This is a genomic window from Bradyrhizobium sp. UFLA05-153, assembly GCF_054185185.1.
The window spans coordinates 37,285-50,908 of record NZ_JBBIAM010000015.1 but is presented as its reverse complement, the minus strand read 5'-3'; the positions used below and the strand labels follow the sequence as shown (position 1 = coordinate 50,908).

Genomic DNA, 13,624 nt, shown 5'->3' with positions numbered 1-13,624 from the left:
TGGAGGCTCCATGAGGCTCAGTCCACTTCTGGCCGCTCTGGCGCTGGCGACCGCCGCGCTCTCGCAGGCGCTCGCTCAGGCCGACAACATGCGCGGCGATAAGGCAGCGTCCGAGCTGATGGCCGCCCTTCAGTTCCAGCACATCAAATTGTGGTCCGCCGGCCGCCTCGGCAACTGGCCGCTTGCGACCTATGAGCTCAACCAGATCGAAGCCGGCCTCGGGCGTGTGGCGCAACCGACGGGCCGCGCTGACCAGGCCGTCGCGGCAGTACAGGCCTTGCGGAGTGCCGTTGGTGCCAAGGACGCCGCGGCTTTCACCAAGGCCTACGGCGATCTGACCAATGGCTGCAATGCCTGCCACCGCGCCGAGGGATATGGCTTCATCACCCTTCAGGTGCCGGCGAACTCGCCTTTCACGGATCAGCTCTTTGTCGACCAGCTCGCCGAGGCGCGCTGGCTTGCACGTTCGATTTGCGGCAACTGCCATGTGGTCTCCGACAGGCCGAACGAGCAGCCGGAGTCGCGCATCCCGGCGCCCAGCTTCACGGACATCGCAAGCCGGCCATCATTCTCCAGCGACGACCTCAGGCAGCTCCTCACCTCCGGTCATCGTTACCTAGGACCGAACCAGTCGATGCCAAACCCGCGGCTTGCCAGCCATCAGGTCGAGGCCCTCGTCGCGTTGTTCGAGACGCTGCGGGCCGAACGCTCCCGGTAGAGCGTGATCCGGAAAAGTGTGAAGCGGTTTTCCGAAAAGATCATCTCATCGCGCTTTAGGCGCATCCACACCATTCCGCAAAAGAACGGCCGCAGCATCCAAAGGGGGCGGCGGCCGGAAGTGGAGTAGGGAGGATGTTTAGCAGAGCCGTTATGCATGATCGCGAATTACGTGCATTGATGCACGTCAATCGGCTAAGAATGGTCGCAACTGAACGGAAGGTCCCGCGCACCATGAGCTTTCACTCGATCTACGCCCACGGATTTGCGCGCGTGGCCGCCTGCGTCACCACCTCGCACGTGGCCGATCCCGCCGCCAATGCGACAGCGATCGTGGCGGCCGCGGGCGCCTGTCACAAGCAGTCGGTGGCGGTCGCCGTGTTCCCTGAACTGTGTTTGTCCGGCTATGCGATCGAAGACCTCGTCATGCAGGACCCGCTGCTCGATGCGGTCGCGCGCGGCCTTGGGGCGATCGTCGAGGCGTCGTCGGCCCTGATGACCGTGCTGATCGTCGGCGCGCCGCTGCGCCACGGCGCGCGCGTTTACAATTGCGCGGTCGTCATCCATCGCGGCAGCATTCTGGGCATCGTTCCCAAGACTTACCTGCCGACCTATCGCGAGTTCTACGAAGGCCGCCACTTTGCCTCCGGCGCCGGGATCGTGGGTGAGGAGATCGCGGTCGGCGGCGTGCGCGCGCCGTTCGGCATCGACCTGCTGTTCGCGGCCGAGGATGTCACGGGCCTGACGATCGGCGTCGAGATCTGCGAGGACATGTGGATCCCGGTGACGCCCGCCTCTGAGCTGGCGCTTGCCGGTGCGAGCGTTCTCATCAACCTCTCCGGCAGCCCCATCACGATCGGCCGGGCACGCTCGCGCGCGCTATTGTGCCAATCGACCTCCGCGCGCTGCCTTGCCGCTTATGTCTATGCCGCCGCGGGCGCGGGCGAGTCGACGACCGATCTGGCCTGGGACGGGCAGACCTCGATCTACGAGAACGGCGTGCTGCTGGCCGAGGGCGAGCGGTTCCGGCAGGGCGGGCAGATCACGACCGCCGACGTCGATCTCGACCTGCTGCGGCAGGAGCGTTCGCTGATGGGAACGTTCGACGACAACCGTCGTCAGCGCGAGGCAAGCTTCCGCAGGATCACCTTTGCCTTGAAGCCGCCGGTTGCCGATATCGGCTTCCTGCGCGAGGTCGAGCGCTTTCCCTTCGTGCCGAGCGACGAGCATCTGCTCGAGCAGGACTGCTACGAGGCCTACAACATCCAGGTCGCCGGCCTCGTGCAGCGGATGCGTGCGACGGGAACAAAACGCGTCGTGATCGGCGTGTCGGGCGGGCTTGATTCCACCCACGCCCTGATCGTCGCGGCCAAGGCGATCGACCTGCTCGGTCTGCCTCGCGAAAACATCCTCGCCTACACCATGCCGGGCTTTGCCACCGGCAGCGAGAGCAAGACCAACGCGCTCGCGCTGATGAAGGCGTTGCAGACGAGTTGGCAGGAGCTCGACATCCGCACCGCGGCGACGCAGATGCTGAAGGACATTGGTCATCCCTTCGGCAAGGGCGAGAAGGTCTACGACATCACCTTCGAGAACGTGCAGGCGGGCTTGCGCACCGATTACCTGTTCCGGCTTGCCAATCATCATGGCGGCATCGTCATAGGCACCGGCGACCTGTCGGAACTCGCGCTCGGCTGGTGCACCTATGGCGTCGGCGACCAGATGGCGCATTACAACGTCAATGCCGGCGTGCCAAAAACGCTGATCCAGCATTTGATCCGCTGGGTGATCGCCTCGAAGCAGTTCAGCGATGATGTCAACCGAATCCTGGGATCGATCCTCGCCGCCGAAATCTCGCCTGAGCTCGTGCCCGTCAAGCCCGGCGAGAAGCCGCAGAGTACGGAAGCCGCGATCGGGCCGTACGAGCTGCAGGACTTCAACCTGTTCTACACGCTACGCTTCGGGTTCCGTCCGTCGAAGATCGCCTTCCTGTCGCTGCATGCGTGGAAGGATGTTGCCGGGGGCGAGTGGCCGCCGGCGTTCCCGAACGACCGGCGCAGGGCCTATGCGCTCGCCGACATCCGCCACTGGCTCGAAGTGTTCCTGCGGCGGTTCTTCGCCTTCAGCCAGTTCAAGCGCTCGGCAATGCCCAACGGTCCGAAGGTCTCGGCCGGCGGCTCGCTGTCGCCACGCGGCGACTGGCGTGCGCCGTCGGACTCCAGTGCGGCGGCGTGGCTCGAGGATCTCGAGCGGAACGTGCCGAAATGATGAAGACGGACGAAATAAGGGGATAGTCTGATGGCGGCCGCGCCTAGGCCGGAAACGGCCGACGATCACAGCGGGGTCGTCAACGGCCTCTATATCTTCGAGATCGCGATGCGCGATGGCAAGCGCGGCCAGGCCAAGGGCGTCGCCGTGCTCTGCGACGGCCGCATCATGGGCGGCGACAGCTATTTCTACTACACCGGCCACTACACGTTCCGGAACGGCAAGTGGCGCGGCGAGATGACGGTCAATCAGCACACCGAGGTGGTCGGCAAGTCGCTAGCGTTCGCCGGCAGGGAGGTCACCTGCGGTTTCTCCGGCGGCTATTCCGCCGGCTGCGCCGAGATCGAAGGCATGGCGCTGGTCGGCAAGACCAGCGTGACCTTCACGGCGCGGTTGACGCTGAAAGAAGCGATGTAGAGCATCGCGGCGACGTCGTGATTGCTCAATCCCGAACGTCAGGCTCGAATCGTCTGTCGCGAACAAGATCGATCCCTGTGGGCAAACATGGTGCAAGTCTCGCCCAATGGGTAACCGCCGGCTGCCAATCGGTCAGCCGTGGTCGCAAAAAGCCGGACATCACCCGAAAGGCGTCGCCGGTCCAGTATCCGATCGCAACCTCACTTTTGCCTATGAGCTTGAGACTTGGTGGCTGGCCGGCTGCTGACACGATCAACAGCAAGCGCTCCTTCGCTGGTGGGATTTGAAGCGGATAAGCGTTCCATTCAATTGTGTGTAACGTTCGCTGGGTCACGGCCGGATTTGCTCCTAAATCCCATCCTCAGGTAGCCAAAGCAGGGTGCTCCAAAATGATCGAGGTCGCATTTTTCGCGATGCACCAAATTGTCAAACTTTAAGAATCGGGTTCCGCCGTCGTGATATTCTTGCTCCCCAAATCGACTGCCAGGGAGGACCGCAATGCTTGCGGAAAAGTTCTTTCTAGTTCAGGAGACGATTAAAAGTCACGAATCCGATGGAAGCGTGAAGATTGTCAGCTCAACGCCGCAAGTCCCGGCGAAGCTGCCAGCTAAGAAATAAAGCAAGTGGTCGCTTCAGTTGGCGGCGCTCCTGCCTTCAAGAGCTATAGGTGCCGCCTCGTGCAGCTCGAGCCAGCCGCGCTGCAACATTCACTGACAAACCAGCACGGGCGTTTTCGCGTTGGTCAGCACCTTGTTTGTCACACTGCCCATTAGAAGCATGGAAAGTCCGCTGAGCCCATGCGATGACATAACAATGAGATCGCAGCCTTTGTCCTGGGCTGTTGCGATGATGGCTTGATGCGGCTGCCCGTTCTCCACCTGAATTGTCTCGCAGGGAACACCGGCCTCCTTGGCTGCATTTGCCACGTGATCCAACACGCTCGCAAAGTCGCCTGTCACTGCAAAAAGCGGTTCCACAACGTTGATTGCTGATACCCTGGCTCCAACGAACTTCGCCAACGCCAACCCATGCGCCACCCCATGCTCCGCCAGCACCGACCCATCTGTCGGAATGAGAATATGCCGGTACATGCTTCACTCCCGATTGTCTGAACGTATAGCTGCCTTCCGAAGGTAAGTTGGGCCCGCGTTTCGGATATAGTCTTGCGATACATCAATCGGCCCATCTTGCTGCGACCCATATGTCGGCGCGTGGCTCACCGCGTCACTTCGAGGCGAGACGCACCGCCTTTTCTATAACTGCAACCACGGATTTTCTCGGAGCAGATATCCTCGAAGGGAGTGGTCGCGCGTACCCCAGTTCTCACGCTCTCCAAAGAACCCGAGAGGGCGCCACACAAAAAGAACGGCCGCCTGCGTTGCCACAAGCGGCCCAAGTCTAGGGAGGAAACGCCCAAGGAGGGCAACGATAGCGGGAGCGCTACCGCATCCCCTGTAGATAAGACGCTCGCGATCGCGGCTCAATTGAAACTCGGTAAACGTCGGTCATCTAAACGGGTAACGGACCTATACGAAGGTTTATGCGCTCGCCCTCAAAGCCGATCCTTCTGGGCTCACGTATGCTGAGTCCCAACAGCGGCGCGAGACCGGTCCTCAAAACGGATGAAGCTTGCGCCGAGTTAATCTGCCTTACCAGAAAGATATTTGCAGCGGCGCGCGTTCTGCGGTTGACCGTGGTGTTTCCTTGGAAGCCTAGCCTCCTCGCCGCACGAGGGGTCTTTAGTTGAGGAAACACTCGGCCCGGAGCCCCCAGTTCCTCCGGGCCGTTTTCCTTATCCAGGTGCGCCTACGTCGCGATCGGGAGCGGCGACAGTTTTGTATGGACCTCATGTCGATTTCACGGGACGAATTCGATCCTCTTGCCGCCGTCGTGGACTGGCTCGATGCCTGCCGACGGGGAGACCTGAACGCTCTGCTCGATCTATATGACGAGCGCGCGGTCATGGAATGCGGGTGCGAGGGGGTGACCTTGACGGGACGAAGTTCGATCGCGGCCTATTGGGCACCGAAGCTCGAAAGCAGGCGCTCCTTTAACCTTGACGATGTGGTCCTGACCGGCCACGGGGTTCAGATCGATTACCAGAGCTATGAAGGCAAGCCGGTCCGCTTTTACTTTCGCTTCGATCGCTCCAACAAGATCATCTACACGAGTTGCGGCCCATTGATCGATCGCGCTGCTAGAATCTCACCCAACTGAAGAAGCTCGACCTTGCCGCTGACGGTCGGCGACAATGGCGTCGCCATTCTTCGTCGCCGCCTTGCTCGGGCACCGCGAGATATTGGCATCGTCGAAACCGAAATCACCTGGCCAGGGTCACCGCCGTTGTCCCCATGCCGCTGGAATGGTAGCAATTCCCCCATGGCCGAAGGCGACCCCATCCGCATCATCCCTCACCGTGGCGTAGACGATGACTGCGGAAGTCTTGAGGTATGGTTCGCGGACGGACGGAAATCGGTCAGGTTCTATTGGGACAATCTTGTCTCACGCCGGTTGAGCGGCAACACCCTCACGCGAGAGCAGGCCATCGAGAAAGCCACGGCGCTGGCGAGGGCTGAGATAGACAAGCTGGACAACCCCGATTGAGAGCCCGGCCCAGCCGCACGCGGTATGCAGCGCGCCCCGCTGGTGCGTTCTTCCGGCCGGTCCGCTGCCAGAACCGGGCAAGCCAGCGCGCATTAGCGGCCAAAGGCGGACGCATCAGGCCTACACCACTTATTTCAGCCATTACGGTTCCCGCGAATGGCTCACACCGCATTGGCGGGATCAGGGGGATTTTTGTTTGCGTCGTCTTGGCTGCCGGGTCAGACGCTTGGCGTTTGCCGCCACCCGCTTTCGATATTGACGCACAATCTCATCGCTCGAGGCGCCAGCCATGAAGCTTGCGCCGGCTTTAGCGGCCGCCTGTATTTTTTCACTGACCATGCGCTCGGCTTCACGCTGAGCGCCCTTGCCACCTCGCATCAGCTTCGCCAGACGCAACCCGATCACGCGGTTTGATTCCAGCGCAAGCATCATCCAGTTCCGCATTTTTCTCGATTTCCCCGGTAGCATCCTGACTGACTCCTGAGGAGAAACTCGGCGGCTTTACCGGAGCTTAGTTCCAACCAAGCAGTCGGGCGTAGGTTCCCGCAGCCGGAGGGTGAGCGCAAGGGAAAGTCACTGTTGTTTGGCAGGCTATGCGAGAGAAGCCCCCGCCGATGCGCTCGACGGGGGCTGTGCAGGTGGATGGCGCGAGGCTCTGGCTGGAGGGCTGGAGGTGTCGCATCAAGGACCCGCAGCAACAGACTACGGGATGACAGGGCGGCCAGTATGTTATGTAGGTCACTTAAAAGCTGCGTAGGAATGGCTCGATCACCGCAACAAGCCGCGTTGGGCGAACTGCTTAGTCGATCACGGGCCCTTCGAGCCGGTTTCGAAATTGTTGTCTGATGCCGGCGACATTGAACACGGACGACATTCTACAGGGCGGGTCATCGACGGCGTGGCGCGAATTGCTTCCAGGCTCGATGCGCGCGAAGTGGCGGCTGAAATGCGCTATGCACGGGACGAGCTGCCACGAGGTCCGGAGTGCCTAGGAGTCCGGACCTCGTGACTTCATCCCCCGCCCCATGGCGCCCCCGCCCATGTGACGCGGCCAGGAAAGTGTGATGCGCGTTGGCCGTCGGCCGCGCGCCGAGATACGCGAAATTCTCGGACGTTGCTATCCGCGTCACTACGGACGTGAACTGCCGTCTCAGTGCGACGCGAGCGTGTGCTGAGGCCGACGCGATGTCCACATCTCCCTGAACGTCGGGAACCTGCCTTTCACCGGCCTGTCACTGAACTGCGTTAGCGCTGCCCATGTCATCACGCGATGGCCAAGGGAGTTCAAGACATGACCGCTGTGCTGCCTGTGCTGGGCGCTGCTCTGTCCATCAAATCGATCCCCGCGCGCCGCGACTGGCTCCTCGAACGCCAGCGTGATCTCGAGATCCAGGATTTTTTCCGAGCGGACCTCCTCGACAGCGACTGGCGCACCACGGCGAGCGAGATCAAGCAGATGCTCGCAGGTCACACCGGCCGGCTCGGCATCCACGGCCCGTTCTGGGGCTTCACGATCGACAGCCACGATCCGATGATCCGCCAGGCCGTCACAAAACGGCTGCTTCAAGGTCTGGACGCGGCCGAGTTCCTCGGTGCGACGCAGATGGTGATCCATTCGCCCTTCACAACCTGGGATCACAACAATCTCGACCTCTACCCCGAGAGCCGCGGCAATCTGGTCGAGCGGGTGCGGTCGACGCTTGCCGAAGTGATCGCGCGGGCCGAGCAAAGCGGCTGCGAGATCGTCATCGAGAACATCGAGGACAAGGATCCCCGCGACCGCGTGCGCCTTGCGAAAGCGCTCGAGAGCCCGAAGGTGCGCGTCTCGCTCGACACCGGCCATGCCAACTACGCCCATATCTCCACCGGCGCGCCGCCGGTCGATTACTACGTCGATGCGGCCGGCGACATGCTGGCGCATGTGCATCTCCAGGACACCGACGGTTTTGCCGACCGCCATTGGGCGCCGGGGGAAGGCAATATCCGCTGGGCCGCTGTGTTCAGTGCGCTGGGGCGCCTCAATTCCAATCCGCGGCTGATCCTCGAACTGCGCAATCACGATCGCGTCCATGCGGGAGCGGCTCATCTCAAGTCGCTCGGTCTCGCTGAATAGCCAACACAAACAAGGGCAGGGGTCATCGTCATGAGCAAGCTCACCCGTCGCACCATCCTGAAGTCCGGCACGGCTGCCGCCGGCACGCTGCTCCTGCCGCGGTTCTCGATCGCGCAAGGCGATAATCGTCCCTCGGTCACGATCGCGGTGCAGAAGGTCACGAACGCGAACGTGCTCGACGTGCTGCGCGAGCAGTCGAATGTCGGCGAACGCGTGTTCTTCTCCTCGATCTGGGAAGGCCTGATCTCCAAGAATTTCCGCGGCAATCTCGAAGCCGTGCCGGGGCTTGCGACCGAGTGGCGGCGCATCGACGACCAGACGGTCGAGGTGAAGCTGCGCCAGGGTGTGAAATTCCACAATGGCGACGAGCTCACGGCCGAAGACGTCGTCTTCACCTTCAGCCGCGAGCGCATGTTCGGCGAGACCGAGGCCAAGAGTCGTTCCACAATCCAGGCGTTCGAAAAGATCCCGACGCCGCGGCCCGGCAAGGAATTGCCGCCGGACGTGCCGGCGGTTGCTCGCCGCATCTGGCCGGACCTCGTGCGCGTCAACGCTGTCGACAAGTACACCGTGCGTTTCTACAACGCGACTCCCGACGTCACCATCGAGGGCCGGCTGTCGCGCTACGGCTCCGACATCATGAATCGCCGCGCCTGGGACGAAGCCGCGAGCTATCTCGACTGGGCACGAAAGCCGGTCACGACGGGCCCCTACAAGGTCGTCGAGCTCAAGCCGGATGTCTCGCTGACGCTGGAGGCGCATGACGAATATTGGGGCGGCCGTCCGCCGCTCAAGCGCATCCGCTTCCTCGAAGTGCCCGAGGTTGCGAGCCGCATCAACGGTCTGCTCTCGGGCGAATACCAATTCGCCTGCGACATCCCGCCGGACCAGATCGCCGGCATCGAGAAGAACACGGCGTTCGAAGTGCAGGGCGGCACCATCCTCAATCACCGCCTGACCGTGTTCGACAAGAACCACTCCCAGCTCGCCAATCCGCTGGTGCGGCGCGCCTTCACCCACGCCATCGATCGCCAGGCGATCGTCGACAGCCTGTGGGCCGGCCGCACCCGCGTGCCGAAGGGCCTTCAGTGGGAGTTCTATGGCGACATGTTCATCGCCGACTGGAGCGTGCCGGCCTACGATCCGAAGCTCGCCCAGGACTTGCTGAAACAGGCCAACTACAAGGGCGATCCCATTCCGTATCGCCTGCTCAACAACTACTACACCAACCAGGTCGCGACCGCGCAGATCCTGGTCGAGATGTGGAAGTCGGTCGGCCTCAACGTTCAGATCGAGACCAAGGAAAACTGGTCGCAGATCATGGAGCGCGCCCCGACCCGCGCGGTGCGCGACTGGTCGAACTCGGCCGCCTTCAACGACCCCGTCTCGTCGCTGGTGGCCCAGCACGGACCGAATGGCCAGCAGCAGCAGATCGGCGAATGGACCAATGCGGAGTTGAACAAGCTCTCGGAGTTCCTGGAGACCTCGACGGATCGCGAGGCGCGCAAGAAGGCATTCCGCCGCATGCTGGAGATCGCCGAGCGCGAGGATCCGGCCTACACGGTCCTGCATCAGAATGCGACCTTCACCGCCAAGCCGAAGTCGATCAAGTGGAAGGCATCGCCCGCCTTCGCGATGGACTTCCGCGCCGGCAATTTCGAGGCGTAAGCCGTGTCGCCGCTGGTCAGCATCGAGGCCTTAAGCGTCGTCTTCAACGGCGTGCCGGTGCTGCACGGCGTCGACCTCTCTGTGCGCAAGGGCGAGGCCGTCGGCCTCGTCGGCGAGTCCGGATCGGGCAAGTCGGTGACCTGGCTGGCCGCGCTCGGCCTGTTGCCGCGTCACGCGAGGGTCTCGGGATCGGTGCGGCTGGATGGGCGTGAGATCCTCGGCGCGCCCGCCGCGACGCTCGATCAGGTGCGAGGCGGGCGCGTCGCCATGATCTTCCAGGATCCGGCGAGTGCGCTCAATCCGGTACTGACCATCCGCAGGCAGCTTTGCGAAGCCCTGGCGCTGCATCGCGATCTCTCGGGCGACGCGCTGAAAGCGGAAGCGCGAAGGCTGCTCGACCTCGTCGGCATTCCCGACGCGGCGCGGCGGCTCTCGGCCTATCCGCACGAATTCTCCGGCGGCCAGGTCCAGCGCATCATGATCGCGATGGCTTTGGCCGGAAACCCCGATCTGCTGATCGCGGACGAGCCGACCACCGCGCTCGATGCGACGATCCAGGCGCAGATCCTGGAGCTATTGTCGTCGGTGCGCCGCGAACTCGGCATGGCGATGGTGCTGATCAGCCACGATCTTGGCGTCGTCGCAGAGAATTGCGACCGTGTCGCGGTGATGTATGCGGGCCGCATCGTCGAGCAGGCGCCCGCGGTGGCGCTGTTCGACGATCCCTGGCACCCCTATGCGCAAGGCCTGATCGGTGCATTGCCGCCGCTGGACGGGCCACGTCGCCGGCTGGCGGCCATTCCGGGGACCGTTCCCGACCCGTCGAAAATGCCGGCGGGCTGCGGGTTTGCGCCGCGCTGTGCCTTGGCAGTCGAGCAGTGCGGCATCAGTGCGCCCAGCCTTGCGCCGCTCGGCGATGCGCGCACTGTCGCCTGCGTCCGCGCCGAAGCCTCGCGCCGAGCGCTGCTCGGGATCGCCGCGGAATGAGCGCGCCGCTCGTCGAGGTCGCTGCGATTTCGCGCACCTATACCATGCGTTCAGGCATGTTCGGTCGGAGCTCGGCGGTACACGCGCTCGACGGCGTATCACTCTCCATCCGCAAGGGCGAGACGCTTGGCCTCGTCGGCGAGTCCGGCTCCGGCAAGTCGACGACGGGCCGCATCGTGCTCGGGCTCGAGCCGCCTGACGCCGGCGAGGTGCGGTTCGGCGGCAAGTCGATGGCTGCGCCGGGGACGCCAAAATGGCGCGCGCAGCGTGCGCGCATGCAGATGATCTTTCAGGATCCACTGGGGGCGCTCGACCGCCGCTTGCCCGTCGCCGACCAGATCCGCGAGCCGCTGGATGTCCATGGTCTCGGCACTGGGGCCGAGCGCGAGGCGCGCGTGCAGGAGCTGCTGAGGTCCGTCGAACTCAACCCACAGCACGGCCGGCGCTATCCGGGCGCATTGTCGGGTGGGCAGCGCCAGCGCATCGTGCTGGCGCGAGCGCTGGCGACAAAACCTGATTTCCTGGTCTGCGATGAGCCGGTCAGCGCGCTCGATGTCTCGATCCAGGCGCAGGTGGTGAACCTGCTCGCCGATCTCCAGGCCGAGCTTGCGCTGACCATGCTGTTCATCAGCCACGACCTGCGCGTCGTCAGGCAGATCAGCAATGTCGTTGCCGTGATGTATCTCGGCCGCATCGTCGAAACCGGCAGCGCCGACGATCTCTTCGCCCGTCCCGAGCATCCCTATACGCAGGCGCTGGTCTCGGCCTCGCCGGCGCCCGGCCGCCGCAGCGCGGGCCGCATCGTGCTCTCGGGCGATCCGCCGAACCCAGCCGCGCGCCCCTCCGGCTGCGCCTTCCATCCGCGCTGTCCGCGCGCGATTTCGCGTTGCGCGACCGAGCTGCCGGCGCTGTCTTCCATTGCGAGCGACCGGCAGGTCGCCTGCCATCTCGTGAGCGGGTCGCAGGCCCAGAGCCAGGATGCGGCGTGATGGGCCGCTATTTTGCAATCCGGATCGGACGCGCGCTGCTCACGATCATTTTGGTCGTCACCTTCGCCTTTGTGGTCTTGCGCCTCTCCGGCGATCCCTCGTTGATGATCCTGGGGCCCGAAGCGCCGCCGGAGGTACTTGCTGCCTTCCGCAAGGCCTGGGGCCTCGATGACCCCATCTGGATACAGTACGTCGACTATTTCGGCGCCATCGCCAAGGGCGAGCTCGGCCGCTCGATGCGCGATGGAAGGCCCGCGATCCAGCTCGTGCTGGAGCGGATCCCTGCAACTCTCGCGCTGACGCTGCCGGCCTTCGCCTTCAAGGTGGCGCTCGGTATTCCCGCCGGCATCTACGCAGCGCTCAATCGCGGCTCGGCGATCGACCGCGCAGTGATGATCACGGCGGTTGCGGGCTTCACGGTGCCGAGCTTCGTGCTGGCGCTGCTGCTCGTGCTCGTTTTCGCCGTGCAGCTCGGGTGGCTGCCTTCGGGCGGGCAGGACAGCTGGCGCCACGCGATCCTGCCGATCGCAACCCTCGGCCTTGGCGGCGCGGCCGTATTGGCGCGCTTCACCCGCAGCGCGATGCTGGAGGTGCTGGGCCAGCCCTATATCCGCACCGCCTCCGCCAAGGGCGTGCCTTGGCGCAAGGTCGTGACCGCGCATGCGTTGCCGAATGCGGCGATCCCGACCGTGACCATTCTGGGCTTCATGGTGGGAACGCTGATCGCCGGCGCGGTCGTGGTCGAGAGCGTGTTTGCCTGGCCGGGAGTAGGGCGGCTGCTCGTTGTTGCGGTTGCCAACCGCGACCTCGCCGTCGTGCAATGCATCCTGCTGCTCGTCGCGATGACGATGGTCACGTCGAACCTGATCGTCGATTTCCTCTACGGCTTCCTCGATCCGCGCTTGCGCGCGAAGGGAGCCCATGCATGACCGATGCGACGCTCAAGGACACCGCCATCCGCCGTCGCATCAGCCTGCCGGCCATTCCGGTCTCGGTCGCGCTCGCGATCACCTGGATCGTCGTGGTGCTGCTGATCGCAGCCTTCGCCGAGAAGATCGCGCCTTACGGCTTCACCCAGCTCGACCTGCGCAACCGCCTGTCGGCACCCGGCAATGTCGCGCACTGGCTCGGCACCGACGAGCTCGGGCGCGACGTGCTCTCGCGTCTGCTCGTATCGATCCGCATCTCGCTGTTGATTGCGTTCGGTGCGACCGCGATCTCGGCCGTCGTCGGTACCACGCTCGGCTTCCTCGCAGCGCATTTCCGCGGCGTGGTCGAGCAACTCGTGCTGATGCTGACCGACTTCCAGGCCAGCATGCCCTTCCTGATCATGGCGCTCGCGGTGCTCGCCTTCTTCGGCAATTCGCTGCCGCTGCTGATCGGCTTGATGGGACTGTTCGGCTGGGAGCGCTATGCCCGCATCGCGCGGGGCCTTGCCATCTCGGCCAATGCGCAAGGTTATGCGGCCGCCGTCCGGCAGTTAGGGGCGACGCCGGCGCGGATTTACCTGCGGCACATTCTCCCCAACATCGCCTCGACCCTGATCGTCTCGACGACGCTGGTCTTCCCCGAGGTGATCCTGATGGAATCGGGCCTGTCCTTTCTCGGCCTTGGCGTGCAGCCGCCGATGACCAGCCTCGGCAACATGGTCGGTTATGGGCGGGAGTACCTGACCCGGGCGCCCTGGATCATGCTGGCGCCGGCCACGACCATCGTCGTGACGACGCTGGCGGTCTCAGTGATCGGGGACTGGCTGCGTGACCGGCTCGATCCGACCCTTCAATAGGGGCAAGGCGGGCTACGAGGAGGCCGCGCCTGGGGCAGGGGAGCCCTGTCCGGCCCAAGTTCCCGTTGCGCGAGC

13 protein-coding genes are annotated in these 13,624 nt (G+C 63.8%); 11 read left to right on the top strand and 2 right to left on the bottom strand.

What is annotated here, in order from left to right; genetic code table 11:
- The first annotated feature begins 10 nt into the window (after positions 1-10).
- From Q2941_RS11705 to Q2941_RS11695, 3 genes are all read left to right on the top strand, one after another.
- Complete coding sequence (locus tag Q2941_RS11705) at positions 11-718, top strand: c-type cytochrome (protein ID WP_458192568.1); 708 nt, start codon at positions 11-13, stop codon at positions 716-718.
- A gap of 233 nt (positions 719-951) precedes the next feature.
- On the top strand, positions 952-2,985 hold the full coding sequence (locus tag Q2941_RS11700; protein WP_027523366.1) for an NAD(+) synthase: 2,034 nt from the start codon (positions 952-954) through the stop codon (positions 2,983-2,985).
- A gap of 30 nt (positions 2,986-3,015) precedes the next feature.
- A complete protein-coding gene (locus Q2941_RS11695) occupies positions 3,016-3,402 on the top strand; it encodes a GrlR family regulatory protein (RefSeq protein ID WP_254112437.1) in 387 nt (128 codons plus the stop codon).
- A gap of 707 nt (positions 3,403-4,109) precedes the next feature.
- Here Q2941_RS11695 and Q2941_RS11690 read toward each other — a convergent pair.
- Positions 4,110-4,493: a universal stress protein gene (locus Q2941_RS11690; protein WP_027523364.1), complete on the bottom strand. Its 384-nt coding sequence runs from the start codon at positions 4,491-4,493 to the stop codon at positions 4,110-4,112.
- A gap of 799 nt (positions 4,494-5,292) precedes the next feature.
- Here Q2941_RS11690 and Q2941_RS11685 point away from each other — a divergent pair.
- Complete coding sequence (locus Q2941_RS11685) at positions 5,293-5,619, top strand: nuclear transport factor 2 family protein (RefSeq protein WP_458192567.1); 327 nt, start codon at positions 5,293-5,295, stop codon at positions 5,617-5,619.
- 12 nt (positions 5,620-5,631) lie between these two features.
- A complete protein-coding gene (locus Q2941_RS11680; protein WP_458192566.1) occupies positions 5,632-6,006 on the top strand; it encodes a hypothetical protein in 375 nt (124 codons plus the stop codon).
- A 180-nt stretch (positions 6,007-6,186) separates the two neighbouring features.
- Here the strand turns inward: Q2941_RS11680 and Q2941_RS11675 are convergent, their stop codons facing one another.
- Positions 6,187-6,450: a hypothetical protein gene (locus Q2941_RS11675; protein ID WP_084801458.1), complete on the bottom strand. Its 264-nt coding sequence runs from the start codon at positions 6,448-6,450 to the stop codon at positions 6,187-6,189.
- A gap of 847 nt (positions 6,451-7,297) precedes the next feature.
- Between Q2941_RS11675 and Q2941_RS11670 the strand changes: the two genes are divergently transcribed.
- Genes Q2941_RS11670 through Q2941_RS11645 form a run of 6 tightly spaced genes read left to right on the top strand, consistent with a single transcriptional unit; the run spans position 7,298 to position 13,549 of the window.
- Entirely contained in the window at positions 7,298-8,119 is an 822-nt protein-coding gene (locus tag Q2941_RS11670) for a sugar phosphate isomerase/epimerase family protein (protein WP_458192565.1), read from the top strand.
- Positions 8,120-8,149: 30 nt separating this feature from the next.
- Complete coding sequence (locus Q2941_RS11665) at positions 8,150-9,787, top strand: ABC transporter substrate-binding protein (protein ID WP_027523361.1); 1,638 nt, start codon at positions 8,150-8,152, stop codon at positions 9,785-9,787.
- Between the two features lie 3 nt (positions 9,788-9,790).
- Positions 9,791-10,774, top strand: a complete 984-nt coding sequence (locus Q2941_RS11660; RefSeq protein ID WP_027523360.1) for an ABC transporter ATP-binding protein — start codon at positions 9,791-9,793, stop codon at positions 10,772-10,774.
- Positions 10,771-11,763, top strand: coding sequence for an ABC transporter ATP-binding protein (locus Q2941_RS11655; RefSeq protein WP_458192564.1), 993 nt, complete (start codon positions 10,771-10,773; stop codon positions 11,761-11,763). The genes Q2941_RS11660 and Q2941_RS11655 overlap by 4 nt, the downstream gene beginning before the upstream one ends.
- A complete protein-coding gene (locus tag Q2941_RS11650) occupies positions 11,763-12,692 on the top strand; it encodes an ABC transporter permease (protein WP_458192563.1) in 930 nt (309 codons plus the stop codon). Before Q2941_RS11655 ends, Q2941_RS11650 begins: the two co-directional genes overlap by 1 nt.
- Positions 12,689-13,549, top strand: coding sequence for an ABC transporter permease (locus tag Q2941_RS11645; protein WP_458192562.1), 861 nt, complete (start codon positions 12,689-12,691; stop codon positions 13,547-13,549). Before Q2941_RS11650 ends, Q2941_RS11645 begins: the two co-directional genes overlap by 4 nt.
- The last annotated feature ends 75 nt before the right edge of the window (positions 13,550-13,624 follow it).